Raw genomic sequence first — 24,597 nt, 5'->3', positions numbered from 1 at the left:
GCGGATCGAGCAGAGCGCAGTGAAGGCGGCATGCTCCTTGCTTCACTCGCGGGAGAGCATCGCCGGTCTCGCAGGGCCTGCGATGCTGAGGGCGGCCCGGGATGTTACACGGCCATTTCGGGTCCGCCCTATTCGTGCTTGCGAGGCAACATGGAGCAACATGTCCGAGCGGCTTCCGCGGCGATTGCGTTCGCGCATGCGCTCGATCGCGAAGTCCTCAGCGTGTACGAACATGAAGGTCGCAGGTACAGCAGGATCAGTGTCCGCGCAACCGGGGACATAGCAAACGGTTACGACTTCGACCATGAGTGCCACATCACCGGTGCGCTACCGCAATCGCGTCCAGATAGTCGATTGGCCGGAGACTTCCTCTTTTACATACACCATCTGGTGGGCGGCGGGTCACGCAATTGAAGCGGGAGCTACGCGATGGAAATCACGTTAGCAATTGGCGCTGTGCTCGTTTATTCCGCGATCGTGATTGCTTGCTGGTGGGCAATTCGGTGAAGGGGCGCCATGATGGCAAATTATCTGTGCTCGTATGACTTGGAAGAAGCTTTAGCGGCACCCCACCCTGTGTTCTTGAAACAAGCCGTGGCGCACGGCTGGCAGGCTTGGGTGCTCGGAAGTAACAACGTATGGTACCACCTTCCCTATACGACCCTGCAAGGCACGTTTCCAGATATAGGAGTCGCCGAGCTTGCATTCGAGGCGACCCGCGGCCGAGCGCGAGATGCGAAGTCCGGTAACCATCAACAAGTGGATTATTGTGCAATATGATTCCGCTCACTTTAGTTCCGACAAGTGGTGAGAGCTGGAAAAAGGGGCGTGGCGGCCGGGACAGCGCGGACTCGTGAGCACGTTAGCTGCGGATAGATGAAAGCTTGACGAACGCTGGATAGCCGCCAGCCGGCTTGTCATATCGGATTGCGCCGCGGCTGTGCCGAGCTGCCCGACCGTCTTGCGGAGGCCGGCGGGCCGCAAGGAATTAGTCGGCTTCCAGGTGGGCGCCCGCGAGAGCGCCCAGCGCTGGCGTGAGTCTCTTGATCGATGTGAAGCAGCGCGGCCTGTGGATCGCTCCCGAAGTGGCGGTCGCCGGCGGCGCTTTGGGGTTCTGGAAGGCCCTCGACGAGATCTTCCCCAGGATGCAACACCAGCGGTGCTGGTGCCGCAAAGTCAGCAACGTGCTCGACAATTTTTCCGGAATGTCGAACCGAGATGATGCAATGTGGAACCTCATATTCGCTCGTGGCTCCTACATCCTCACGTCGTTCCTGAAAATGACCTACATCAATGATTGCGAGCTTGAGAGAGGCGCAACGTGCCAAGGATTGTCAAGCTCTCAGTGCGATGGAACGTTTCTGTTCTGGCGATGATCCGTATGTCGCGGCGACCGCGCCACCCCAGCGGTAGTTCACGCGGACCAAACCGATATCGACGTCCTGACCGATACGGGCAGTCCCTGCAAAGGCGCCCGGCGGACCACCCACGAAATCCGGGTGAAAAGAAGAAGTCCACGTCCCGATACCCCATGAACAGGTGATCGTGCTCAATACCGATGGACCAGTTCGGAGCGAAGCCAAATTCAAGGCCCGCCCCTACCGTGCCGCCCCAACGAGCTTCGCTGCCGTTGTCGATGTTCAGCCCAGACGTAAAATCGAAGACCCGGTATTTGTCGCGGACGACCGCTGCCCCACCTTTCACATAGAGCAGCACGTTATTCCAGGCATAGCCGACTTGGCCCGTGAACAGGCCGAATGCATCAAGCCTGGATTCGTCCTGGACGCCTGCGAAAGCGAGGTTGCCATTGGAACTCCCATGCCGGGCGGCCACACGGATGTGTTCGGCAAGATGCCCGCAGTATAACGCAATTCCAACGCCGTCACTTCCCAGCGCAGCGTCGTATCAACGTCTTCGTCGAGCCTTATAGTCACGTCCGCTATCACGAAAGCATCGACAACCCCACGCCGGCTGACGTCTACTTCGGCAGAGCGCAGACCATCCTCGCCGAACGCAGCTGCATTAAGCAGGCCACGATCGCAAACAGCCGCTTGGAGCATCGCTGCAGGCCGCTTAAACTCTCTAGCCCGCCTGATGAGCCAGAGCCTCCCTTCTCGAAAAACCTGATCAGTCTCAAATTATCTGATGACGGACAAGCCGAGCATGCGTGAACTCAGCGATTAAGCCTTGCGGGCGATGTAGGCTTCGATTTCGGTTTCCAGCACGTCCAACGGTAGACTGCCCACGGCCAATACAGCTTCGTGGAAATCCCGGATGTCGAACGTCCTGCCCAGCTTCGTCTCCGCTCGTTGCCGAAGTGAAGAGATCTTCAGTTGCCCGATCTTGTAGGCGCAGGCTTGTCCGGGGTGGGTGAAATAGCGGTCGACTTCGGCCCGGATATCCCGGTCCGTGTTCAGGGTGTTCTTCCTCATATAGTCGACGACCTGGTCGCGGTCCCACCGCTGGGCATGGATACCGGTGTCGACCACAAGCCGCACGGCGCGCCAGAGCTCGAAGGCCAGGTGGCCGAGGTCGTCGTAGGGATCTTGGTACATGCCCGCTTCCTTGGCCAGTTTCTCGCAGTAGACGGCCCAGCCTTCCGTATATGCTGTGAAGGACGCGTTGCGTCGGAACGTCGGCAGGTCAGTCTGTTCCAGCGTCCGCGCGATTTGGAAATGATGGCGTGGCGCACCTTCATGGTAGCAGGACACAGGAATATGCGGCTTCAGCACCTGTGTCATGTCGGACAAGTTGAAATAAACAATACCTGGCCGCGAGCCGTCAGGCGCGCCCGGCTGATAGGTGGGCACCGCCGACGCAGTCTTTTCGCGAAAAGGCTCGATGGCCCGGACCTCAAGCGGCAACCTGGGCAGTCTGTGAAACTGCGTGCGAGCGAACGTCATGTAGTCGGCGATGATCTTTCGTCCGTCGGCTAGACACTGCGCCTTACCAGCAGCAGTATTGGCGTACTGGAACTGCGGATCGGTTCTCACATGGTCGAACAACGCCTCCAATGTGCCCGCGAAGCCGATCTTGCTCTTGAGCTGTTCGATCTCGGCGCGAAGGCGAGCGGCTTCGGAAAGCCCGGTCTGATGCACCTGTTCGGGCGTGAGGTCAGTTGTGGTCTGAAGCCTCAGCATGTCCGCGTAATAAGCCGCGCCGTCCGGAAGGGCCCAGACGCCATTTCTGCCAGTGGCCTTGTCCGCCATCGCTTGCAGCGAGGCGATGTAGCGCGTATAGCCGCGCCGCCATGGGCCTCTCAAGGCGGCTTCGGCCGTGGCCTGCAGCTTCACCTTGACAATAGGAGCTGCTTTCAGGGCCGCGAGCTTCATCTTGAGGTCAGCGAAGACGGGATGGTCGGGGCCAGCGTCGAAGGGAGCGCCTTTGAGCTGGTTCTGCGTATCCGAGACCACGCGGACGAAGATGAAAGATGGCGGCAGAAAGCCCTTCGCTGTCCGCTCGTCGAGGTCGGCGGATGCTTCACCCGCCACCCGCTCCACGGCTCGTAGGCGCGCGACGTAGGCCTCGGCGTCCGCTACCGTATCGATCCGGTGGCCGTTGATCATAAGCAACGGCACGCCATCCAACGGGCCGCCGTTGGAGGTTACGGCATAGCCCTGCCAGTACCAACGAATGTTGATGCGCCCCCTTTCGACAGTCTTTTCGAACAGGTCGTAGGAAGGCTTCGCATTGTCGCTCAGGGTCGCGCGGTTAAAATCGCGCTTCATGCGGACGAGTTGCTCCTCAAGCAGCGCCATCACCTTGTGCTGAGAGGATTCGGTATAGTCGCCGAGCTCGCCATAGCGCTCCTTCATCCCGTGGTAGGTCATCGTTTCCGGGCTCAAGCGAAGCTGCCCGATCGAGGCTTCCTCGAAAAAGGCGTTCAGCCGTGCATCCTCCGTGGACGCGGGAATGGCGTCCGAAGAGGCGGCGGGAGGCTGAGCCAGAGCTCGTTTCGGAAGATTGAGGCGGCGAGCGCGCCAACAATGAATGTCCTGCGAAGCATGAAAATCCTCCCGGTGGCCTTCTTCATGCCACTGTTGGCAGCCCGTAAAGTCACCAGAGTGGGCGCCGTCCTTTGCCTGAGCAATCGGCACTCCACCGGTCTGTGAGGAGCACTGCTCTATCGCGCGCCGCTAGTTCAACGGCCAGCCCCACCTTCTCTCTCTGCAAAGCGGACCACCCCTCCCCAGGGATGGTGAGTGCCGCTAAGCTGTATCGCCGGGAAGTCCTGCAGGCACCTCCCAGGGATGGTTGCTTCACGGTCAAAGCGCTGGTCATGCAAATGGGCGAGGTACTGTCAGCGGGGGCTGTGGGATGCTGGAGATGCAAGACGTATTACTGAACGTTCCCCTTGTTGGTCAACAGCATGGGCTACGCCCGGACGCTGGACTTCGAAGGTGCCCAGGAGGAAGGGCCAAAGACGAGGGTTGATCAAGTGACCCGCTGCTGCGCACTCTCCAATTCCTGCTGCGCGACGTCGAAAGTCGCGCGCGCCCGATCCAGGTTGGCTGCTGTCTGAACGCCGCGATTGTTCAATTCATTGGCGCGCTTGTATTCGACGTCCGCCTCGCGCAGGCGTGCGGCTGCTGTATCCTGCGTCGCCTTCGTCTCGGCGATCCGCGCCTCGATCTGCCGAATCATGCCACGCTGATAGTCGGTGGACTGCGCACCAAATCCGGCTCTTGACCGCGATAGCGCGTCACGCTGGCCGGCAATCCGTTTGAGTTCGATGTGTTGATTGTCCCGGTCGCGCTCAAGCACAAGAAATCGAGCGGTGTCGAAGCGCTCATCGGCGACTTCGGCCGCGAGTTCCCCGGCATTAATGCGCGCCCCAATACTCTGACGGCAAGCGTTACCCGGCCGTCAATTGGGGCTCGCACGACGTAAAGTCGAGCATTTACCGTGGCGTCTGCCGAAGTTCCAGCGAAGTGCTCACCGATGATGACGTACAGCCGCGGCCAGGAGAACCAAGCCGATGATCACACGTACGAGCCTCATGCGAGATTTCCAACCGCATTCCATGTGGTTTCTGTAAAGCAACTTAGAGGCGAATTTGTGGAAGCAAGTGAGCGAGCCAATTCAGCCTGACGTTGAAAGCGATTGTGTCGTTACGATGCGACACTAGACCGTTGACAAAGGCGGGACGGTCGACAACCTTAGGACGTTCTGTTCGAGACCACAACATCGTCTACGCGCTGTTTCTCGTGAGTCCGTTTTAAATTGCGCGGCGGGGGCATCTTTTCCAGTCGCGGCGCCCGCATAAGCCGAAACCGCCTATACATGGTTATGTCCGCGGGCTTTATTGGCTCGACGGAGCTGCCGTCCTGAAGTCGCGGATCTATTGGGTTGGGTCATAAGACCCCGCAGCCGATGTGGCCGCTGTGCGTTTCGGGATTGATCGGTCCTGGTGACCGCAAAGGCGTTCAGCCGATGGCGGAACGCCTTGCAACGAGCAACTACGATCAGGTGCACACCATTTCATCGCCGATGATGGCTGGGACGCGACACCGCCGGCATCCGAACTGCTCATCAGACGGACCCGCTTGATGCGGTGCAAGGCGGAGCTCAAGCGGATGACAATTCGGCCTTGATGCATTGTGAGCGCGAGCGTTCATCGTAACTCGGTGCGATATCCTGCACCACCGACCCGCTGAGAGGGCGAAAACTGGAAAGCTCAACCAGGAGAACCAATCGGGTTTGACAACGCTGCACGTCCGGGCCGCGCTGGGTTCGTTTGCCCGATGGGGAATGGATATCCTTCCTCTGCCGTAGAGATGTGGACGTTCTTCCTCTGTTATTCGCATACGTGGCGTGCCGATCGGCCTGCGACCGCGCAAAAACGGCGGAGAGCTTTAGGCACGCTCTCTTTCAGCCAACGTCCGGAGCATACGCATGTCAATACGTCGGTCCGCAGGAGTATCAATGCAATCAATTTGTATGTCAGACATTTCGAGAAACTCTGCCTTAGACAGGGCTTCTCTCGCGCTCGACCTTTGAACGGAGAAATACTTTCGGACGTACTCCGTTCGATGACACGTGATAGTGTAGGTCACGATCCGCCTCCGTTGAAGGGACCCTGCTCCTATTTTGATCCAGTGACAACTCAGTGTATCAGCTTCGCGTGCAGTCTGAGCATCGGCTCGTCTCCGTAATACAACAGCGCTACGCTGTAGCTTCCAGCATGCGACATTCCGACGGTCCTGACACCTACCAGGAATGGTGGGTATCCTGATCTTCGTCGTGCTCACCTGGTATGCGGCAGTCCTTGGCGCTGTGCTCTGGATCGTTGTCGTGGCAGCCCTGCGGATGATAGCAAAGGCGGCCCCCATGATGCGGCGGGTCTATGCCCGCCACATCTCCTATTCCGCGTACTACCGGGCGGACCTCGACGCCCTGGCGCCGCTACTAAAGGTCCCGCTTCAATGGTCGCGCTGCGCTCCTTCCGTCATTCCGGCCCGTCTTTCGCCGATCTCGTGCCTTACACTACGCCGGACTCGTCGCGAACGGAATCGTCCTGCTGGACGACTCATTGATGGCGGGCTGGTATTTTGCCGGACCAGTCTCTAAAGACACGCAACCTTCAGCTCTTCGCACCAGAGCCCTTTAACGCATGCCAGACTGCCTGGTTGGCCTGATCGAACGCCTTGCGGGATTCCGCCAAGGCGGCGCTCAGCACCGACCAGGACTCGCCGCCCGCCTGCTTCAGCGTCTCTAGACGCGCGTCCGCTGTGGTCGCATCGGCCTTCATCTGCTTGAGTGTGGCCTCGAACTCGCCGGTGTGGGATACTGCCATCTTGCCCGCCAGCTCACGGAACTTGTCCGCGGCCTCGCGCCAGGCCCTTGCCTGCGCCCCGGCTATGTCCTTGAACGTGGACTGCTGCTGTTCGATCTGCTTGCCGGCGTTTTCGAAGTAGGCCTTCATCTGCGTCTCGAAGCTGTTCCATTGCTTTTCAAGATCCATCTTGGTGTGCGCCCAAGCCGCTTCGCCAGCTTGCGTTTGCGCCGTGATCTCCGCCTGGAATTCGTCGCGGCATCTCCTTAGATCAGCGACAATCTGGTCGGCCTTGATCTTGGAATTGGCCTTGGCCTTGCCGGCTTTGATCTCGAACGAACCTAGTGCGGCATCCATCTCGTCGATCCGCTCCTTGGCCCAATTCAGATAGAAATGCACGCTGCTCTGCTCTAGCATGATCGTCTCCGTTGACTAACCGTGGCGACGCCAAGTTGCGGCGGCGGTGGCCGGCAAGGCGCCGAACTTCGTGCTGATTCAAATTGGCGCCGGAAGCGGTGGCGAGACAGCTGGCGAGTCCGAGCATGCTTCGCCGGCACAGACGAAGGCTTGGGAGATCGCCGCGCCCTCGGCCAAGGTCTGCGGGGTGATCGAGATCGAGGTGAGCGGAGCGCGCATCCGCGTCGAGCCGGGCGTGGAGTTGGCGACGCTGTCGACGGTGCTGGCGGCGCTCCGGGGTTGCCGGTGATTGCGTTACGGTCCGACCTCAAGGTGGTGTTAGCGACACAGCCGATCGATTTCCGCAAGTCGGTGCACACGCTGTCGGCGCTGGTGAGCGAAGCGCTGCGTGCGAACCCGTATTGCGGTGACGTCTTCGTGTTCCGCAGCAAGCGCATGGATAAGGACTGCGCGGACCCGACAGCGCCAACGGCTCGGCAGATTAACTCGTCTGCATTCAAGTTCATTTTGCCTCACTATAGCGGATCCGACTGCCTTAAGTGCCTTAAGCAAGTCTTCTGCCACCCACCGGCTCTGCAAGAGCAGCTTATTAGAGGCTCTGCTTATTCTCTCGGATTAGATTGATCTCCGCCAACTGCAAATTCTTGTAGTTGACCAATGTCGTGTTCTCCGGCCATAATTAGATGTCAGGTGGTTCCCGACCAGCGAAAGCGAGCGCTCGGGCAAGCAGAGCGCTCGTCAATCCGGCCGTTTCTGACGATTTAGCAGGCTGAAGAAGTCTCTGGCGAGATGCCATTGGACGTGATTCTCTCGATGGTTGAATCGGGAGACCAGGATGCGGGGATCGGACGAGCGGTCTGGATCGTTGTTCAGCTACGTGGATATTGAAGCGCGAGTTCGCCCAGATCACCCGCTACGGAAGATCCGGGAAATCGTAAACGCTGCGCTGAGCGATCTATCGACAGCATTTGCGAGGCTTTACACGGACTTTGGTCGGCCCTCGATTGCACCGGAGAGGCTGCTTCGGGCGATGTTGTTGCAGGCCTTCTACGGCATCCGCTCGGAACGACAATTGATGGAGCGGCTGGAGTTCGACCTGCTATTCCGCTGGTTTGTCGGCCTGGGCGTGGACGATCCGGTGTGGGATCATTCGACCTTCTCCAAGAATCGCGACCGGCTGTTCTAGCTTGATTGCTGTCAAGGGACTCGATCAAGCGGAGCCGCTTCCGGCTGAGCGCCCGGACGCTGGACTTCGAAGGTGCCCACGGTACGGTAGGAGGCAGGGCCAAAGACGACGGTTGATCAAGCTCTCATGCGCGGGTTGGCTACCGCATGACCGTGGTTTCGTCTTGGGGCTGCCTCGGTCTAGGAGCGAGCGTCGGCAGTGCCGGCTCATAACAGCCGCGAGGATTCCCCACCGCGCCCTGCCTCCTGCCCTGGGCACCAGATATGGTCGAGCAGCGTTCTTTCAGGCGGCCGGCCCGAGTTGGACTTGACGAGTGATCGCCCACAGGAAGCCGACCATCTCGCGTGCAATGGCGGTGGTGACGATCACCTTGGGTTTGCCGGCCGCCGACAAGCGGCGATAGCGGGCGCACAGCCTGACCTGGGCCTTCCAGGCGATATCGCGGATAGCTTGCGGCAGGCGCTCGTTACGGTCATGGAGCTTGCGACTGACGCGGGCTTGCATGCGATAGGTCCAGGCCCCCTCGATCAGAGCCCGCCTGGCCAGAGCGTTGCCGGCCTTGGTGATGCCGCCGCGTCGGATGATTGCGCCGCTCGAATCGAATGCTCGACCATTGTGGCGCCAGCTCCGCGATCCGCTTGGTCAAGCAGTCCACACGGGCTTCAGCGTCGGTCACGGCATGAATGTAGTCCTGCAGAACGATTTGGCTCGCCGGGCGATCGAAGCGCACCGTGGTGAGCCAGCGACGATAAGCCAGAGTTCACCCCTTCTTCCCGGCATAGATGCGCCCATGTCGCAGCAGGAGCCTTGAAGATGTTGCCGCGCCTTGCCGAGCACACGCATCGCCGTGGCGCGGGCTCGCACCAAGTCGCGCATGGCCTCATGCGCCGCATCCGGAACCCACACCGCTGTCAGCTCGCCGCTCCGGTGCAGCTTGGCCAACATCGCCGCATCGCGCCGGTCGGTTTTTACCCGATCCCCGGCCTTCATCGGGATCAGCGAAGGGGCCACCACAATGCAGTTGTGCCCCAGTCCCGTCAGTTGTCGATGCAGGCGCCATATCCGCAGGGTCCGGCTTCGTAACAAAAACTGACCTGCCACTCACCCTTGCCAAGCTTCTTCGCCAGCTCGTCGATTTGATCGGCGCGATTAGGGATGATCCCCAAGTTACGAAATTCACCGCCGCGTATCCCTTCCGCCACTGCGACCGAAATTGTCGCCTTGTGCACATCCAGCCCTACGAAAATGCTATTGTTCATCAGGCCCGCTCCCCATGCTTGAGGCTCGGCACCGGCTCATCCGGCGCAACCTATAGCGCGGCGATCTGGGTCGGAAGAGCGCGGCAATCAGGGGTTCTTCCGCATATTTGGTGCAGGTCCCTTTGCTTTTCATCGTGCGCATTATGCATCGTCAGGCGGCTGCAAGCAGCCTGTTTCTGAGCAGTGCATATCCTGAACGCCCATACATTTGGCGCTTGATCGTCTTGAGACGATTGATCTGTCCCTCGACGGGGCTGGTGCTCCAGGGTTGGGTGATGGCTGCGCGGACAGCTGCAATGTCGCGGCCGATGCCTTGTGCGAGCGAGGCCAGTTCGCTGGTCGAAGCATCCTCGATCCATTGATCGAGACCCGCGTCATCGTCACCCCGTATCAATGCCGCGAGCCGTCGAGCGAGCTCACCGGCACTCGAAAGCTCCGGCGCATTCTCATAGAGGTGATGAAGGAACCGCTCGGTCTGCTCATCGAGCGATGTAGGCTCTTTGCTCAGGAGCCATGCACAGTTGCGGCGCGAGGCAGTCGCCAGCGCACATTTGGCGCAGCCGTCGATGAACCCTGCTGCCGGGCAGCAGTCCACCGGTAGACGGTCGCTTTGCTGCCTTCAAAGCTGCGGAGCTTGATTTCGATCCACAATTGCAAACCGCGCCGTTCACCTTCCTCCCAGCGCTTTTCCAGATAATCTCGAAAAGGATCAATGAGGACAGAGTCCGCGGGTGGCCGCCGGTGCTCAGGCTCACCGCCCCCAGCAAGCCACCGTTCGACCGTCCTCACGCTCATGCCGATCCGCGGCGCGATCCCGCGCGGCGACAGGCCGGCGGCGCGCAAATCGAGGATCTCGACATAGAGTGAACTGCGGTGGCTGCGCCGCGAGCGGCACAGGGCATCAAGTTTCGTTGCAGGCTCTGGTTCCGGCTTGGCTTTGTCGTTTTCGACCATCTCGGCAATCATGGCTTTTCCAGCAGCACCGATCGCCTTGCGATGACGGCCAACAGCCAGATGCAGCGCTTCACCCAAATTTTGGAGAAGGTGAAAACGGTCGGCGACCTGCGTTGCATCGGGAGCGCCGCGACGGGCACCTTCAGAATAGATGCCGGCACGATCGCGCGCGATCACCTCGATGCCTGGATGGCCTCCCAGCCAAGACGCGACCGTATCGGCATTTCGGTCCGGCAAAAGATCAATGACGCGATTGCGTTCCAGATCGCAGATGATGGTCCCGTAGCGCAGCCCCTTGCGCCACGCCCAGTCGTCGATGCCGATTACACGCGGCGCTCCTGGCGAACTGAACTCGGCTGCGCGGATCATTCGCAGCAGCGTGTCGCCGCTGGCCGGCATGGCCAGCCTGCGCGACAGACGCGCACCCGGCTCCCCGCCGACCGCGAAGCCGATCGCCAGTTGGCTTTCGCTGAGCCGGGACGTGCGTCTCGCTTTCGGCCGCACCGTTTCTGGCAACCGCTCAGTAAATATGCGACGCGAGCATTGCGAATTCGCGCATCGAAACCGTCACGCGTGAAGCCGGATCTCGACAACCCGACCCTGCCACGGCAGATCGGATAAGCGTCGCACGTAATGGCTGTGGACGCGGCGCGTCTGGCGGCCGCAACCGGGACAGAACGAGACCGCTGACTTCGACCGAGCCACGAGCACCACCTTATCGGCCTGGGGAAGAATCTGGACAATCGAAAGCTCGGGAGAAACCAGCGAGCGGAATGCATGGAGCAAGGCGAATCACGGACGTCGACTGCGCTTCCGACCTTATGGCCTTATTCGAGCCTTCCGTGAATCCCGCAACCTGCACCAAATATGCGGAAGAACCCCTAATTGCCGCGCGGCAGCTTCATCCAGACCCTCGTGCTCACCGACATTGCTACCGGCTGGACTGAGTGCGCTCCTCTAATCGTGCGCGAACAAACGCTGTTGAGCACGGTGTTGACGGAATTGCGCAAACAATTGCCCTTTGCGCTGGTCGGCCTCGAACGGACAATGACACCGTGTTCATGAACGAGACGCTGAAAGCCTACTGCGATGCGGCCAACATCGTCTTCACGCGTTGCCGGCCCTACCGGAAGAACGACCAGGCGTTCGTCGAGCAGAAGAACGGCGCCGTCGTGCGCAGGATGGTCGGCTATCGTCGGTTCGAGGGCCTGGAAGCGGCCAAGCTGCTGGCTGAACTCTATCGATCGGCGCGACTGTTCGTGAACTTCTTCCAACCCTCGTTCAAATTGATGGCCAAGCAGCGCGACGGTGCTCGTGTGCGCAAGACATACAGCGCGCCGGCAACGCCACACCAGCGCTTGGCCGCCGACGCCCGCCGCTCTCGACCCGGTCGCGTTGTTGCGCGACATCCGCGGCGCGCAGGAACGCCTCGCGACGCTCGCGGATACCCAGCCAATCGCCCATCCTGCTGCGGCATCGCAATCGATCGATTTCTTCCTGGCAAGCCTACGAACCGCCTGGAAGGGCGGAGCTATGCGACCGACGGATCGGCCAATCGTGAAACCGAAAAGAGGCGGGCGTCGTCCCGCCCCCCTCATCCGGGCAACGCTAGATTTGCGAAAATGGTTTGAAGCCGAGCCCTGGCGGACTGGTAGCGAACTGCTCTCCCGGTTGCAGGTGGAATATCCCGGAGCCTATCCGAACAAGCTTCTTCGAACGCTTCAACGTCGGCTCAAATCCTGGCGCAGCGAGCAAGCGAACGCGTTATTTGTTCGTTCCTGCGGAGGAAACGCTGGGGCATGAGGTCAACACGACCCAATGATTGGCAGACGCCAGCGGAGGAGGCCGGGAGCAAAATAAATGAGGCAACCGATCGCACTCGGGAGCAATCTGCCCGGGGACACGCGCACGGGCCTGAACCGGCCGAACTTGCCGGCACGGGCGGCTGGCAGCGCGGTCTCTCCGCAGTCGTCGCGGTCGGGCTGTGCTCGGGCGCGATCATCCTGCTCTTTGGACAAGACCTCTTCTGGACCGGCGTCGGCGCCACACTGCTGATGGGTCTCGGCACGGCGGTGACCGTCGCGGCGATCGCAACGCTTGCGGTCAGCGCGCGCGACATCGCCGGCCGTGTTGCCAAGGCTCAGGCCGGCTTTGGCATGCTCGCGATCCGGGCGCTCGAGGTCGCGGCGTCGGTGGCGACTGTTGCCTTCGGTCCCCTGCTGCTAGCCGGCTACATGGCAACGGAGCAACTCTGGATGTTCTCGCGGTGATGCCCGAGACGAAGGAAGCAGAGAAGAGGTTACGGCCTGCAAGTCGGCACGGGGCTCGCGGGCCGCTCAGGATCCCGGCCGTAACGAGCGAGGATCGGTTCGAGTATCTCATTCGACCAGAATTTCGGAGCGCCGATCTGCTTCAGGCAAAGGGCGTTCCAATAAGGGCCATTGGACGAAAACGATCGGCGCGCCGAAACGGCTTGCGCAACCGCCTTGATGTCCTGCGATTCCGGGTAGATGTAGACTGTCGTCGGTTCATCGAGCAGCGGAATGATCTGTTCTGCGTCGGATCGCGACCAGCTCGTGCATCCATTGCTGCGTCCGCTCGCATAGTCCACGAGGGTTCCGACCGGAACGCAGCCATTCACATTGGCATATGGACTGCGCGGCATGCTTCGATAATGGATGCCCTTCAGGACGATGGCTGGATGTCCGCCGATCGCACGCTCCCTGGCATTGGCGGTCTCTCCCTCGCCATCGAACTGAACGAACGAGCGCATCAGGACGGCCTCCCGTTTCGCGGCGTTGCGAAAGTAACCCTTGAAGGAGGTTTTCGTCTCGGCCGTCACATAGGCGCCGCCGGTCGTCAGATTCGAGTCCAGTGCATTGCCGAAATTTTTCGCGCACTCCTTTCCGTTCGCGAAATTCACCGCGCCCTTGATATTGCGGCCGCTGCCGTGCCCCGCGGACATCGCGCGAAATGACCGGTCGGCTTCGCAGATCTCGTAGAAGCGCTTTCCCAATCCGCCATCGCTCGGCCGCGTCGCGTCCATGGCGAAATAGCAGGGGTTCTTGACGACGGCTGCCGCGACCTTTCGCAGGTAGAGAGCGCGCGCTCTCTGCAGGACCACTGGGGCGATCTGTCCCTCGCCGTCTCCGACACGGTTCTTCAACCAGGCCGGAGTTTCCGACGGCTGTTCCACCGCCAAGGCTCCAGCCGCAAGCCAAGCGGCGATCGTCACGCCGAGCGCGAACCGCCCGAGCACGGCCAGTCTAGCCCGCAACGGATCGCCGCCACGGCTGCCGTTCAGGCGGCCTGATCGGCGCGTCGCCAGGCTGGAAATGGATCTGGCAGCTTTGCCCATTCGGCAACATCCATTGCAGGCCTGCCCGGCACGAGGCAGGCATCGAGCCGCGCGCGGATCGCCCCTTCGTCCATGCCGACGCCGATGAATACGATTTCCTGGCGGCGGTCGCCATAGATCTCGTTCCAGTGCTTCCGCAGATTTTTGCGCCAGAAGGGATCGTCGGGCCAGCGTTCGGCAGGAACGGCCGCCCACCAGAATCCCAATGCTCCGGTTCGCATGATCGAACCCGCCTGGCTGATCTCGCCGAGCCATTGCGGCCGGGTCGCCAGCCAGAAATGACCTTTCGCCCGGACGACACCCGGCCAAGGCTGCTTGATGAACTGGTCGAACTTGGCGGGATCGAACGGCCTGCGGCCGCGGTAGACGAAGTTCGTCACGCCGTATTCTTCGCTCTCGGGCACGTGCTCGGCGAAGCCATAGAGCTCCTTGTACCAGAGCGGGTGCTGCTGGGCCTTCTCAAAGTCGAAGCGGCCGGTGTCGAGTACGCGATCGAAGGGCACACGGCTGTGGTTTGCCTCGATGATATCGGCCTCCGGATTGAGCGAGCGGATAATCTTGCGCGCCGCTTCGCGCTGAGCTTCCGTGGCTTCGTCGACCTTGTTGAGCACCACCACATCAGCAAACTCGATCTGCTCCACAAGCAGGTCGACCAGCGTTCGTCTGTCGCCTTCCAGTGCTTCGCCGCGATCCTGCAGAAAGTCGGTCGACGAATAGTCCTTGAGCAGGTTCACGGCGTCGACCACGGTGACCATGGTGTCGAGGTGTGCCACGTCGGAGAGGCTTTCGCCGTCTTCGGAGCGGAAGTCGAAGGTTGCCGCCACCGGCAGCGGCTCGGAGATGCCGGTGGCTTCGATCAGGAGATAATCGAAGCGGCCGCTCTCGGCGAGGGCGCGCACCTCCTTCAGAAGGTCGTCCCTCAGCGTGCAGCAGATGCAGCCGTTGGTCATCTCGACGAGCTTCTCATCGGTCCGGGACAGGTTCGCACCGCCATCGCGAACCAGATCCGCGTCGATGTTCACCTCGCTCATGTCGTTGACGATCACTGCCACCTTCAGGCCGTGCCGGTTGTTCAGGACGTGGTTCAGCAAAGTGGTCTTTCCAGCCCCGAGGAAACCGGACAAGACGGTGACGGGGAGTTTTTGCATGGAGATCGAAGAGCCTTTTCAAGGAGATAGGGTGAGAGCGGTGGAGTAGCATACGGGGAGCCCACAAACGTAATGTTATAACATTACATTTGTCGACCTCAATTCGCCTGTCAAGGCGCATGACTGCCTAGGCTTCATCGCAAGTGGCAGCCCGCAACCCGGCGCGCCCTACACCTACGTCACCACCAAGGGGTTTTTGGTGCATTTCGGCCTGGCGACGCTGCGCGATCTGCCGGACATGGACACGCTGGAGGACGCCGGCCTGCTCAGCAAGGACAAGATGTTGGCGGGAGAGTTGCCGGATCCCTTGCCGGCAGATGAAGAGCATGACGATGACGAAAAAGCTGCAGGTTGGACAGAGACAGGCTAGCCTCAGTGGGCGGCCTCTTCCGATTCTATCCCCAACCCGCAAGTGTCCCGCCCCGAGACATAAAACCTTGGCATAGGTTGTGCTGACTAATGGGAGCCGGGATTTTGCATCACCCTCCCGAGGCTCGATAAGCGCCGCCCGCAATTTCAAGCAGGTGGCGTTTTTATTCGGTGTCCCAATTCGATTTTGCGGGTGTGCCAATGAGGACAAGAACGACGGGCGGGGGCGATGGCCACGCCTGGGGAATTTCTTTAACGCTGCATCTTGCCGATCTCATTCATCCCCAAATTGAGGGTGAGTTACCGATGGAGGTCCGCATGTCTTCCGCCCAAGCGTTGACTCTCACGGAAGCAGGTTACGTGCTGAACCGGTCGGCGGCTGCGCTCAACAAGGCCGTCGATACCGGCATCATTCGCGCACGTCAGCGACGGGTCTTGTCCGTGTAAAAACGGCTTTATAGGGCCGTCAGTCTTGAAGCCAAAATTGGGCCGGCCTCAGGCCGCGATCGCGTCGATCAGCGGCCTGATCCCGAGGATGTTCATTGCTCGGGTCAGATTATAGGCCAGAACCGAGAGGGCCATCTCGGCGGCAATCCACCCTCGAAGGAGCGGATTGATCTCACGGGCGATGTCTGCCAGCGACACCTGGGTTCTTTGGCGGATGTCGAATTCCCGAATCGCCGACCGCATAGACTTCAACGCTGACGGGCTGACCGCTGGGAGAAAATTACAGAACACTTGCTTGCTCCGTGTATTTTCTGCCCGGCGGGGCTGAAAGCGATACCCGAGAAAGTCGAAGCTGACGTTCGGATATTCGCTTCGTCGGTTGCTGTCTTTGCAGTAGACGATCTTGCTCTTGACGGGATGCATCTCCAGCCCGCACTCCATGAGCCGAACCTGAAGATCGGCCCTTAGGGCCATCGCTTCCTGCTCAGTCCGGCAGTGGACTAGGACCGATCGACATTCATTGCATCCAAATCATTGCGGCTGCGAGATGGATGAAGCCGGTAAAGTTGTCGGTTCGCCTGTCGTAACGGGTTGCCAAGCGTCGGAAGTGCTTGAGCTGGCAGAAGCAGCGCTCGATGCGGTTGCGCTGTTTGTAGGCGTCGGCGTCGTGCGGAATGATGATCCTGCGGGTGCGGTTTGACGGGATCACTGCCGTTGCGCCGATTGCCGCGATGATCGCACGCAGGGCGTTGCTGTCATAGGCTTTGTCGGCGAGTACGGCATCGCCGCTCTGGCCGTCGAGTAGTGCAGGCGCCTGGGTGATGTCATTAACCTGCCCAGCCGTGACGATGAAGCGGAGCGGACGGCCGAGCGTATCGGCCAGCATATGGATCTTGGTGGTCAGTCCGCCTCGGGAACGCCCCAGCGCCTGATCTTTGGCCCCCCTTTTCCGCTTGCGGCCTGCTGGTGGGCGCGAACGATGGTGCTGTCGATCATCAGATACTGGTTGTCGCGATCGGCGGTCAGCGCGGCGAACACCCGCTCCCAGACGCCCGCATGGCACCAGCGGCTGAAGCGCCGGTGCACGGTCTTCCACTTGCCGTACCGCTCCGGCAGGTCGCACCAGTGCGCGCCCGACCTTAACACCCACAAACATCCGTTCACGAACAGGCGGTTATCCCCGGCCGACCGTCCTGGGTCGCCAGCCTTGCCCGGCAGCAATGGCGAAATCTTCACCCATTGCGTCTCGTTCAACTCGTATCGCTTCACCGCCATCATCCGCTCCGTGTCGAATCACGGAGCTCTATGAATCAGCGATCAAACCGCTTGGGAATCCTGAATGTCGATCGGCCCTAGGCCGTCATCTGCATAGCGGCACCATGGGAGGTCAGGGTGTTGCCGTGTCATCCAGAGGTCGAAACAATAGTGCAAGAAAAGATTGGAAAGAATCGGACTAACCATGCCCCCTTGAGGGGTACCGCGAGTTCGCTCGATCAACACTCCGTCCTTTTCCATGGGGGCCTTGAGCCATCTTCGATATAGAGCAGAAGCCATTTGCACGTCAGATGCTTTCGAACCGCTTTGAGCAAAAGATCGTGCGGGATGTTGTCGAATAGTCCTTTGATGTCGAATTCAAGAACCCAATCATACTTCCAGCACCGCTCGCGCGTAACACCCACAGCATCCAGGGCCGATTTCTTCGGTCTGTAACCATAGGAGTCTGGAAGAAAAATTGGATCAAGAATCGGTTCAAGGTACTGCGCAACGACCATCTGCGCGATGCGATCGCTGACGGTCGGAACACCCAGAATCCTTTCGCCATCTCCCCCCTTTTTCGGAATGGAGACTGCACGCACCGACGGAGGAAAGTAGCTGCCCGGCTCATCCGATTCCAGATCTTATAAAGATTGCCCTTCAGATCTTTATCGAACCCCCGAGCGTCTGCCCGTCCACGCCAGCCGCACCACGTTTGGATTTAACCGCCTTATAAGCCCGAACAACACTTCTCTTATCGATGCTAAACGGCTTGTTTGTCGTGATCGTTGTATTCATCCTGTCTCCAGTTGGTCCATGATCACAACCGTCCTGTTCCGACCCCTTTGCTCCGGCCCCCATTACAGAGCCTTCAAAGCTCTTACGAGTCGGCCCGCCCCAGACTTTGGCATTGGTGCTCTCGCCTCGCGATTTTGGTCGCTTCAGTTTCTCCCTTGGCATCCAGAGTCTGGTTCCTGCAGTTCCACGCGAAAGCCTGCATCCGCTTCACGCCCCCTCTACGCCGGTTGCTGCCTACCCAGTAGTCAGGTTGCCGATAGGCATATCCCAGAAGATTGAGCGCTTCTGGTTTTAGCAACGTTCACCGGCTTTCGACGCGTCATCGAGGGTTCATTTTCATTCGTCTCGCGAACGCTCACCTGCCCGAATTCTCTTCGGACTTTTGATCCAACGCTCACGACCACGCCTTTTGAGCGCAGCCGCTTGGACTCGTTTGAGGCCCGCGCCTGTACGCCGACCCCGGGGGGCCCACCCCATCTTTTCGCGCAACTTACGCACATGGCTAGGCGTTCATCTCGAACTCTCCTTTCCTACGCTGCTGCAGCACACGCTCAATGGCTGGCCTGCATGACTCCCCTGCCGACGCTTCGCCAGCGCCCTCACGGACGCTGCCGCACGGCTCGGGGCCGAGTGGGACGCTACTCCTTCATCGTAATGGGCTCTCACCATCTACTCCTTGCCGGCCTCCCGGCGCACACTCAGTAAGACTAGGGACTTTCCAAGTGTACCACAGCCAAGCGTGGGTTTTAGGTTCACAGCTCGCGGCGTTGTGTGAACGCCAACCAATCCTAGTAGGTGCGGCGACCGTCGGGATCTAGCATGCTCAGTCGCCATCGAGCGAATGGACGTGTGGATTAAATTGCACTCGTTGTTGGATGATTGAAAAAGTCGAACATGAGGCAACGGCTTAGAGTCGCAATGTTCAAGAAGGTTGAGGCTTGACAGAGCAGGTGCGGACGAACAGGAAATCGAAGTCCCGACACGATGAATTTTTGGAATGACACACACCCCGGCACTTCTTTGCGGGTGCTGCTGAAAATCAAGCGCGCGATGTAGACATCGCCGATCTCTGTCTGGCAGGCCGAACCAGCCTTATAGAGAGTGTTGAAGAAGCACGTAGTCTTCTAAAGGCCGCATTCTCTGTGGAAGGGCAGTACTTGAAAGTGCGAGCGTATGGCTGCGCAACTTGAGACGAGAGGAGGATTCCGATGTTCGAGGCTAAAGACTACCGCGTGTGTTGCCATCACTTTGTCACCCCGACCGACCGCGCCGTCTACCCGGCGCAGGAGCCCTTACTAACCTACCCTGAGGCCCTCCGGCACGTGCAGGCTGAGCAGGCCAAGGGCTACATGGTGGCCTGGGTCATCGACCGCGCCGGAGCAGGCGCCACCAAATGAGATTGGTGATCCGAACGCGAAGCGTTCCCACTGAGCGTTGCTATGCATGGGACTGTTAGGACTTAGTCCCCGGCAGCATCAGCTATGACCGAGTTGGCTGGCGGATTTCGAGGGACTTGCACGGCCACCATCCCCGCACGGTGGCCATGCAATTGCAGATCAACAAGACGACCATTGAAGGGTTTGCGTCCGTTGATGAAGTTGACAAGGCTTTCGTCGACGCGCTTTTGGGGCCGACAGGCGTTGGCTTTGTCCAGGTCAAGGGAACGAGACGAAAGGGACAGATACGAGTCAAATCTCTGCCGACATGCCGCTGCCGTCGAACGAGGAGCGGCAAGATTGTGCCGAGAAGCTGCACAAGCGCATGCTGCAAGAGCCGCGGCCGGAGGTCGCGGCCGTCACCGAGTCGCCCGTGAACAAGCCTCTAAGCGATTGAGCTGGACTCTGTTTTTGGGTTTTGGTGGCGTTTGAGATTGCAGGGATTTGGGGCTTGAGGCTTCCAAACCCTGCAAATTGGTTTTTGGATTTCCTTTTGCTGCGGGCCATGATTCTGTGGTGCATCGGAGAAGACGATGCGGCCGAAGAAGCACAAGACCACGGGATCGAATGACCTGTTCCGGGCGCGGCTGGACCAGATCATCAACATGAAGCACGAGCTGGTTCTGCTCGCCGGCAAGGTCGATTGGGACTGGATCGACGGCGAGATCGCTCCGCTCTACAGCGAGAACGGCCGGCCCGGGATCGAGACCCGCTTCATGATCGGGCTTTTGCTGCTCAAGCACATTTACGGGCTGTCCGATGAGGGGGTGTGCGAGCGCTGGGTCCACGATCCGTATTTCCAGTTCTTCACCGGCGAAGAGTTCTTCCAGCACACCTTCCCGCACGAGCGCTCGGACCTGAGCCATTGGCGCAAGCGGCTCGGCGACAAGCTGGAGTTGCTGCTGGCCGAGAGCCTGCGGGTGGCGCACGCGGCCGGCGCGTTACGCGGCCAGGACCTCAAGCGCGTCACGGTCGACACCACGGTGCAACCGAAGGCCATCACCTTTCCGACTGATGCCAAGCTCTTGCATGCGGCCATCAGGGGTCTCAACCGCCTGGCGAGACAGCACGGCGTCAGGCTGCGGCAATCCTATTCTCGCGTGGCCAAGGCAGCCGCGATGATGGCGGGTCGCTACGCTCATGCCAAACAATTCGGGCGGCATCAGCGGCAGTTGCGTATCCTGCGCAGCCGGCTGGGCCGGATCATCCGCGACATCCGTCGCAAGATCGAGGACGAGCCAGCACTGGAGGAGGCGTTCGCACTCCCGCTTGGCCGAGCCAGCCAGATCCGCTCGCAACAGCAGCGCCAGCACGGCTGGAAGCTCTATTCTTTTCATGCCCCGGAGGTGGAGTGCATCGGCAAGGCCGCACGCTAGGTCGCTGCCCGACAACCCTTACGACGGTCACTCCTTGCGCGACGTCGCCCGCACCGACTGTGAAGGAGACGTCGTCGAGCACAGCAAGCTCGCCGAAGCGATGGGTGATGTGGTTGGCGATCAGGTCCATTCGGTGTCATCCGTCTTCCAACTCCGTCGTTCCGGGATGGTCCGAAGGACCAGACCCGGAACCTCGAGATTCCGGGCTCGATGCTTCGCATCGCCCCGGAATGACGAGAAAAATCAATCCGCCTTCACGTAGTCCTTGTCGATGATCGCGTCCGCGTCGAAGCCCTTGTCGGCGAAGCCCTGCGCTTGCAGCCATTTGATCTGGTTGTCGACGTTCTTCACGTCCAGCTTGCCGTCCGGATCGATATAGGCGCAATTGCCGACCACCTGCTCGACCGGCAGGTTGGTGTACTTTGCGATGATCTCGAGCAGCGGCCTGGTCTTGTCGTTGATCGGTACGGTGCCGTCCTTCATCGCGGCGAGGATGACGTCGTGATATTCGCGATCGGCCTTGGCGAGCGCGCCAAGCAGCTTCGTCACCAGCGCCTTGTTGGCGAGCGTCTTGGGCGAAGCAAACACGGCGCCCAATTGCCAGGGCGTTTCGTCGCCGACCCAGCCCAGGAATTTCGCGCCGCCTTCGTCCATCAGCTTTCGTGCGGTGGAGATGGGAAGCAGCGCGGCGTCGACGGTTTCGCCCTTCAGCGCGGCCGCCGCATTCGACAGTGATTGCAGCGGCACGATCTTCACGTCCGACAGCTTGAAGCCGTATTTGTCGGCGAGCAGGCCGAGCGAATAGTGAAAGGATGATCCGACCTGCGTCATCGCGACACGTTTTCCGGCGAGATCCTTCGGCGTCTTCAGCCCGACCGCGTAAGCGTTGTTGCTGGCGAAATAGCCGATCAGGGGATAGCCGGCCTTCTCGCGGCTCATGCCGCCGATCACCTTCAGCGTGCCCTTGGCGGCGAGATTGTAGAGACCCGCGGTGAAGGCGGTGACGCCGAAATCGACGTCGCCCGAGGTGGTGGCGACCGCGATCGGCTGCGCCGCATCGAAGAACTTCAGCTCGATATCGAGGCCGGCGTCGCGGAAATAGCCCTTGTCCTGTGCGATGAAGACCGGCGCGGAGGACGACAGCCGGAGCACGCCGACTTTGGCCTTCAGCGCCTCCTCGGCCTGCGCTGCTGCAATCGTCGTCAGCGCCAACAAGCCCACACCCGCGAACCGCGCAACCCAACCCATCCGGCTTCCTCCGTCGTTTCTTTACAGGCCCTCTGGCACGGTCTGGTCCCGCCCGATGAAGACGCCCTGTTGTTTCAATGTTTCCTGCAATTTTGCAACCGGGATGTCACGCGGGACATGGTTGCCCGACAGCGCCAGCACTGCCGCGGAACCGGCCGCCTCCCCCATCACGAAGCAGGCCCCGGAGACACGCGCCGCCGACTGGCCCTCATGGGTCATGGAGGCGCAGCGGCCGGCGACCAGGAGATTGTCTACGCCCTCCGGCACCAGCATGCGATACGGCAATTCGTTGTAGCCGCGCGATTCCGGGATCGGCGGGAAGGTGAAGACGACGTCGCCCGGCACATGCGCCTCGATCGGCCAGCCATTGACGCCGATGGAATCCTCGAACGAGGCGCAGGTGAGCACGTCCTCGCCGCTGAGCTGATAGCCGCCCCTGATGCGGCGGGTCTCGCGGATGCCGAGCTGAGGCGGCAGATCGACGATGTAGGATTTTTCAAAGCCCGGCACGGTGCGCAGGAATTCGAAGGCGGCGAGCGCCTGCCTGCGGCCGTCGATCTCGCCGCGGGTGAGATCGTCGGCCTCGATGCCGTTGATGGCGTGGCCGTCCTCGCGCGCAATTTGCGTGAAATTGACCCGCCATTCGATGCCATGGCGCTGCGGCCGCACGATCGCGCTTTTGCGTGGAAAGCTGTGCGTGCCAGCGGCGAGCGCCTTTTCCATCAATTGTGGAATGGTGCGCCAGGCTTCGCCGGCCTTGTCGGGATCGATGCCATTGAGGCGGAACATCATCGATGGATACAGCGGATGACCGTGCTCGTCGCCGACTTCAAAAGGCGCGCCGGCCCAGACCGCGAGATCGCCATCGCCGGAGCAATCGATGAAGATCTCGGCTCGCACCGCCTGCCGTCCCGCCTTGGTCTCGACCATCAGCGCATCGATACGGCGCGCATCGCCCATCACGACGCCGGCGCCGAGCGCGTGGAAGAGGATATCGACCTTGTGGCTCGCGAGCAGATCGTCGGCCGCGATCTTGTAGGCCGCGGTGTCATAGGCCTGCGCAAAGACCTTGCCGAGGATCAGATGCGGCTTGTTGAGGCCGTCGAGCCGATCGATCCGCGCGAGCAGCTCGGAGGCCATGCCGTGGACGAGACGGTGATGACTGCCGTAGACATTGCCGTGCAGGCCGCAGAAATTGGTGACGCCGGCGGCCGTGCCCATGCCACCCAGGAAGCCGTAGCGCTCGATCAGGAGCGTTCGCCGCCCTGCCCGCGCCGCTGAAGCGGCCCCAACAATGCCGGCCGGCCCGCCACCGAGCACGACCACTTCATATTCGCCGTAGAGCGGCACCTGGCGCGCAGGTTCCCGAATGGATTTTTGCTGCAAGACGATAACCCGATCGTTTGAGGCCCAAGGCGGGCATTTTTGCTATCTCGACAAAGGGATCGACGATGTAAAGCCCTGTGGCGCCACAAGACGATTGATCCCATTCGGCGGAACTGACCGAAGATGCACTCTTGAGATGCACCCTTGATCCAACGCCTCACGACCACGCCTTTTGAGCGCAGCCGCTCAGTTTAAAGCCCGCACCTGATGACCGCCCCCCGGGGGTCCCGTTCCACTTCCTGCCGTTGAAACATGGCATCGTACGCCTGCCGCCAACCTGCATCGAATGGATTGAAAGCATATGAGCCCACAGCAACCTTCCGTTTCCCGAAGTTACGCTAACTTCAACGGCCCCAGCCTCAAGCGGCAGAAGCTGACCGTCGGATATATCCGCCCAGAAAAACTTCACTGGCACAGCCACCAGAGCTGGCCGTCGCAAGTGGCTTGACGATCAGTCTGGGACTGAAAGCAGCGCAGGCGCGATTCGGCGCCGGGTCGGTTTGGGGGCAATGGATCAGGCGCTGTCCCTACCGCGTCCGCGCTGCTAATTGAGGTTAGCAGCGACGCGACTCGGCGCTGACCCTTCTGGATAGATAGCGCTGTCCCTACCACGCGCCCTAACCTCAATGGTTCTATATTCGGGCTAGCTTTCCAAAAGCTGACGAGAGCCCGACGCAATTCACAAAACGACAAGCGGTCCGTGTGGGCCGCTTGTCAATCGGCGCGCACGACGATCTCGCCAATGGCAATCTCGATCACTGCGCCTGCCACAGAAGCCACCGCACCATCGCAATCCGAGTGCCACGAGCGATAAAGCTGCTCAGCCCGAGCATCACGACGCCAAGCGAACAGCTGCGACGGGTGGATGCCGATCCGGTCGGCGATGGCCGATACGCTCGCGCCACGCTCCAGCCCCTTGTCACAACTTGCGTCTAGAACTCGTCCGACCAGCGTCGGCGAAGCTGCCGCGGCGCTCCCTCTAGACGTTCGGCGACCGCTTCGATCATATAGAAGGTTTTAGTTCCAGAACTAGGCGCAGACATAGAAGCTCAGATCACAAACTCAGCAGCCGATAGCCCATCACTCACCCACTGCGCTAGGTTGGGTCTCTTTGCCGCTTACGGTATTGAACGAGTGGTTCCCGAATTTCAGACCTGTTGATTAACTAGAGCAACTTCGCGCAATC

The 24,597-nt window shown here is 60.4% G+C and carries 17 protein-coding genes and 13 pseudogenes; 13 read left to right on the top strand and 17 right to left on the bottom strand.

Translation table 11 applies throughout. The annotated features are described in order from the left end of the window. The first annotated feature begins 519 nt into the window (after nucleotides 1–519). A complete protein-coding gene (locus tag NLM33_RS34785; protein ID WP_254103032.1) occupies nucleotides 520–780 on the top strand; it encodes a hypothetical protein in 261 nt (86 codons plus the stop codon). A 190-nt stretch (nucleotides 781–970) separates the two neighbouring features. Then, a pseudogene (locus NLM33_RS34780) lies at nucleotides 971–1,193 on the top strand (transposase); the annotation flags it as partial. Between the two features lie 97 nt (nucleotides 1,194–1,290). Here NLM33_RS34780 and NLM33_RS34775 read toward each other — a convergent pair. The 3 genes from NLM33_RS34775 to NLM33_RS34760 form a co-directional block, all read right to left on the bottom strand. Then, entirely contained in the window at nucleotides 1,291–1,833 is a 543-nt protein-coding gene (locus NLM33_RS34775) for an outer membrane protein (RefSeq protein ID WP_371930014.1), read from the bottom strand. A gap of 347 nt (nucleotides 1,834–2,180) precedes the next feature. Beyond that, entirely contained in the window at nucleotides 2,181–4,097 is a 1,917-nt protein-coding gene (locus tag NLM33_RS34765) for a DUF885 family protein (RefSeq protein ID WP_254103031.1), read from the bottom strand. Nucleotides 4,098–4,434: 337 nt separating this feature from the next. Then, the gene (locus tag NLM33_RS34760) at nucleotides 4,435–4,764 is read right to left on the bottom strand and encodes a hypothetical protein (protein WP_254103030.1); all 330 of its coding nucleotides are present in this window, start codon (nucleotides 4,762–4,764) and stop codon (nucleotides 4,435–4,437) included. Between the two features lie 585 nt (nucleotides 4,765–5,349). On the opposite strand from NLM33_RS34760, the pseudogene NLM33_RS34755 reads away from it, so the two are divergent. Together NLM33_RS34755 and trbD are read left to right on the top strand one after the other, a co-directional pair. Continuing rightward, nucleotides 5,350–5,552: pseudogene (locus NLM33_RS34755) on the top strand (transposase); the annotation flags it as partial. 676 nt (nucleotides 5,553–6,228) lie between these two features. Then, a pseudogene (gene trbD / locus NLM33_RS34750) lies at nucleotides 6,229–6,412 on the top strand (conjugal transfer protein TrbD); the annotation flags it as partial. A gap of 171 nt (nucleotides 6,413–6,583) precedes the next feature. On the opposite strand, the gene NLM33_RS34745 reads toward trbD, so the two are convergent. Next, the gene (locus NLM33_RS34745) at nucleotides 6,584–7,174 is read right to left on the bottom strand and encodes a hypothetical protein (RefSeq protein ID WP_371930013.1); all 591 of its coding nucleotides are present in this window, start codon (nucleotides 7,172–7,174) and stop codon (nucleotides 6,584–6,586) included. 64 nt (nucleotides 7,175–7,238) lie between these two features. Between NLM33_RS34745 and NLM33_RS34740 the strand changes: the two genes are divergently transcribed. The 3 genes and pseudogenes from NLM33_RS34740 to NLM33_RS34735 form a co-directional block, all read left to right on the top strand. Beyond that, a complete protein-coding gene (locus NLM33_RS34740) occupies nucleotides 7,239–7,481 on the top strand; it encodes a hypothetical protein (RefSeq protein WP_254103028.1) in 243 nt (80 codons plus the stop codon). Next, nucleotides 7,478–7,636 (top strand): annotated as a pseudogene (gene tnpB / locus NLM33_RS49765) (IS66 family insertion sequence element accessory protein TnpB); the annotation flags it as partial. The gene NLM33_RS34740 and the pseudogene tnpB, both read left to right, overlap by 4 nt. Nucleotides 7,637–8,027: 391 nt before the next feature. Continuing rightward, nucleotides 8,028–8,372 (top strand): annotated as a pseudogene (locus tag NLM33_RS34735) (transposase); the annotation flags it as partial. 288 nt (nucleotides 8,373–8,660) lie between these two features. Here the strand turns inward: NLM33_RS34735 and NLM33_RS34730 are convergent. The 4 genes and pseudogenes from NLM33_RS34730 to NLM33_RS49360 form a co-directional block, all read right to left on the bottom strand. After that, nucleotides 8,661–9,637: pseudogene (locus tag NLM33_RS34730) on the bottom strand (IS110 family transposase). 151 nt (nucleotides 9,638–9,788) lie between these two features. Continuing rightward, nucleotides 9,789–10,232: a transposase gene (locus tag NLM33_RS34725; RefSeq protein ID WP_254103027.1), complete on the bottom strand. Its 444-nt coding sequence runs from the start codon at nucleotides 10,230–10,232 to the stop codon at nucleotides 9,789–9,791. Then, nucleotides 10,142–11,146, bottom strand: a pseudogene (locus tag NLM33_RS34720) (ISL3 family transposase); the annotation flags it as partial. The pseudogene NLM33_RS34720 and the gene NLM33_RS34725, both read right to left, overlap by 91 nt. 12 nt (nucleotides 11,147–11,158) lie before the next feature. Beyond that, nucleotides 11,159–11,296 (bottom strand): transposase family protein, encoded by a 138-nt coding sequence (locus tag NLM33_RS49360; protein ID WP_256570613.1) that lies wholly within the window; start codon nucleotides 11,294–11,296, stop codon nucleotides 11,159–11,161. A gap of 186 nt (nucleotides 11,297–11,482) precedes the next feature. Between NLM33_RS49360 and NLM33_RS34710 the strand changes: the two are divergent. Next, nucleotides 11,483–12,413 (top strand): annotated as a pseudogene (locus tag NLM33_RS34710) (ISNCY family transposase); the annotation flags it as partial. Beyond that, nucleotides 12,391–12,861: a hypothetical protein gene (locus tag NLM33_RS34705; RefSeq protein WP_254103025.1), complete on the top strand. Its 471-nt coding sequence runs from the start codon at nucleotides 12,391–12,393 to the stop codon at nucleotides 12,859–12,861. The pseudogene NLM33_RS34710 and the gene NLM33_RS34705, both read left to right, overlap by 23 nt. 29 nt (nucleotides 12,862–12,890) lie before the next feature. Here NLM33_RS34705 and NLM33_RS34700 read toward each other — a convergent pair whose 3' ends face one another. Continuing rightward, the gene (locus NLM33_RS34700) at nucleotides 12,891–13,868 is read right to left on the bottom strand and encodes a hypothetical protein (protein ID WP_371930149.1); all 978 of its coding nucleotides are present in this window, start codon (nucleotides 13,866–13,868) and stop codon (nucleotides 12,891–12,893) included. A gap of 23 nt (nucleotides 13,869–13,891) precedes the next feature. Further along, nucleotides 13,892–15,097, bottom strand: coding sequence for a zinc metallochaperone GTPase ZigA (zigA, locus tag NLM33_RS34695; RefSeq protein WP_254103023.1), 1,206 nt, complete (start codon nucleotides 15,095–15,097; stop codon nucleotides 13,892–13,894). Between the two features lie 127 nt (nucleotides 15,098–15,224). Between zigA and NLM33_RS34690 the strand changes: the two are divergent. Both NLM33_RS34690 and NLM33_RS49355 read left to right on the top strand, forming a co-directional pair. Then, nucleotides 15,225–15,467: pseudogene (locus NLM33_RS34690) on the top strand (segregation and condensation protein B); the annotation flags it as partial. Nucleotides 15,468–15,784: 317 nt separating this feature from the next. Beyond that, on the top strand, nucleotides 15,785–15,913 hold the full coding sequence (locus NLM33_RS49355; protein WP_256570574.1) for a hypothetical protein: 129 nt from the start codon (nucleotides 15,785–15,787) through the stop codon (nucleotides 15,911–15,913). 48 nt (nucleotides 15,914–15,961) lie between these two features. On the opposite strand, the gene NLM33_RS34685 is transcribed toward NLM33_RS49355, so the two are convergent. The 3 genes and pseudogenes from NLM33_RS34685 to NLM33_RS34675 all read right to left on the bottom strand — a co-directional run. Further along, nucleotides 15,962–16,387: a group II intron maturase-specific domain-containing protein gene (locus tag NLM33_RS34685; protein ID WP_254103022.1), complete on the bottom strand. Its 426-nt coding sequence runs from the start codon at nucleotides 16,385–16,387 to the stop codon at nucleotides 15,962–15,964. A 43-nt stretch (nucleotides 16,388–16,430) separates the two neighbouring features. Then, nucleotides 16,431–17,188 (bottom strand): annotated as a pseudogene (locus NLM33_RS34680) (IS5 family transposase). Nucleotides 17,189–17,266: 78 nt separating this feature from the next. Beyond that, nucleotides 17,267–17,965 (bottom strand): annotated as a pseudogene (locus NLM33_RS34675) (group II intron reverse transcriptase/maturase); the annotation flags it as partial. Between the two features lie 1,208 nt (nucleotides 17,966–19,173). Between NLM33_RS34675 and NLM33_RS34670 the strand changes: the two are divergent. Together NLM33_RS34670 and NLM33_RS34665 are read left to right on the top strand one after the other, a co-directional pair. Continuing rightward, nucleotides 19,174–19,362 carry a hypothetical protein gene (locus tag NLM33_RS34670; protein ID WP_245288299.1) on the top strand — a complete coding sequence of 63 codons (189 nt, stop codon included), beginning with the start codon at nucleotides 19,174–19,176 and terminating at the stop codon, nucleotides 19,360–19,362. Nucleotides 19,363–19,934: 572 nt separating this feature from the next. Then, nucleotides 19,935–20,823, top strand: a pseudogene (locus tag NLM33_RS34665) (IS5 family transposase); the annotation flags it as partial. Here NLM33_RS34665 and NLM33_RS34660 read toward each other — a convergent pair. From NLM33_RS34660 to NLM33_RS49760, 4 genes and pseudogenes are all read right to left on the bottom strand, one after another. Next, nucleotides 20,818–20,907 (bottom strand): annotated as a pseudogene (locus NLM33_RS34660) (ABC transporter ATP-binding protein); the annotation flags it as partial. The pseudogenes NLM33_RS34665 and NLM33_RS34660 overlap by 6 nt on opposite strands. Before the next feature lie 113 nt (nucleotides 20,908–21,020). Further along, nucleotides 21,021–22,025 (bottom strand): ABC transporter substrate-binding protein, encoded by a 1,005-nt coding sequence (locus NLM33_RS34655; protein ID WP_254103021.1) that lies wholly within the window; start codon nucleotides 22,023–22,025, stop codon nucleotides 21,021–21,023. A 21-nt stretch (nucleotides 22,026–22,046) separates the two neighbouring features. Then, a complete protein-coding gene (locus tag NLM33_RS34650) occupies nucleotides 22,047–23,411 on the bottom strand; it encodes an FAD-dependent oxidoreductase (RefSeq protein ID WP_254103020.1) in 1,365 nt (454 codons plus the stop codon). Between the two features lie 714 nt (nucleotides 23,412–24,125). Next, nucleotides 24,126–24,278, bottom strand: a complete 153-nt coding sequence (locus NLM33_RS49760; RefSeq protein WP_371930148.1) for a hypothetical protein — start codon at nucleotides 24,276–24,278, stop codon at nucleotides 24,126–24,128. Between the last annotated feature and the right edge of the window lie 319 nt (nucleotides 24,279–24,597).

Source organism: Bradyrhizobium sp. CCGUVB1N3 (genome assembly GCF_024199925.1).
Classification (GTDB): Bacteria; Pseudomonadota; Alphaproteobacteria; order Rhizobiales; family Xanthobacteraceae; genus Bradyrhizobium.
This window is presented reverse-complemented; position numbering and strand designations above follow the sequence as displayed.